This is a genomic window from Thermus hydrothermalis (genome assembly GCF_022760925.1).
GTDB lineage: Bacteria > Deinococcota > Deinococci > Deinococcales > Thermaceae > Thermus > Thermus hydrothermalis.
In genome coordinates this window covers 1-931 of record NZ_JAKTNT010000035.1, presented here as the reverse complement: position 1 = coordinate 931, position 931 = coordinate 1, and the positions used below count along the sequence as shown (strand labels likewise).

The following is a 931-nucleotide window of genomic DNA, read 5'->3' as shown; positions in this document are numbered from 1 at the left end:
GGCCGGGCCTACGGCCTCCACCGGGGCCTGGACACCTTGGGGGCCACCCTAGGGCCCCTTTTGGCCTACCTCCTCCTCCCCCACGTGGGGGTGCGGGGGGTGTTCTGGGCCTCTGCCGTGCCCGCGGGCCTGGCCTTCTTGGCCTTGTTCCTGGTGCGGGAACCCGCCTCGAGGCCCCCCTCCTCCCACCTCCCTCCCCTCCGCCTTAGGGCCATGCCCCCCGCCTACCGCCGCTTCCTCCTCCTTTCGGGCCTCTTCGCCTTGGCCCTGTCCTCCAACGCCTTCCTCCTCCTCCGCCTGAAGGACCTCGGGCTTTCCCAAGAGGCGGTGGCCCTGGCCTATACCGCCTACAACCTCCTCTATGCCCTCCTTTCCTACCCCTTGGGGAGCCTGGCGGACCGGTTGGGCCTCAGGCGGGTGGTGGCCTTGGGGTTTTTCGTCTACGCCCTGGTCTACCTGGGCTTCGCCTGGGCGGAAAGCGCCCCTTGGGGCGTGGCCTCTTTGCTCCTCTATGCCCTCTACTCCGCCGCCTTTGAGGGGAGTAGCCGGGCCTACCTCGCCACCTTGGTCCCAGCAGAGGCCAAGGCCAGCGCCATTGGCCTCTACCACACCGTGGTGGGGGTGCTCCTTCTCCCCGCAAGCCTCCTTTTTGGGCTCCTCTGGCAGGCTTTCGGCGCCGAGGTGGCCTTCGGGGTGGGGGCGGGCCTCGCCCTCCTCGCCCTTTTCCTCTTTCTCCTTGACGGAAAGGCCAAAGGGGCCTATCCTGGTTGAGGCCCTGAGGGGCTTTGAGGAGGAAGGGGCTCAAAGCGCCTTCCCCCCTGACGGAGGTAAAGATGCCCATCACCAAGGAAGAAAAGCAGAAGGTTATTGAAGAGTTCGCCCGTTTCCCCGGGGACACGGGGAGCACCGAGGTGCAGGTGGCCCTCCTCAC

Annotated in this window: 2 protein-coding genes; both read left to right on the top strand. The window is 67.1% G+C overall.

The annotated features are described in order from the left end of the window. A partial coding sequence (locus tag L0C60_RS12705; protein ID WP_243092920.1) for an MFS transporter occupies nucleotides 1–771 on the top strand: 771 nt, incomplete at its 5' end. Nucleotides 772–833: 62 nt separating this feature from the next. Next, nucleotides 834–931: 30S ribosomal protein S15 (locus L0C60_RS12700; protein WP_243092921.1), on the top strand; the 98-nt coding region annotated here is incomplete at its 3' end.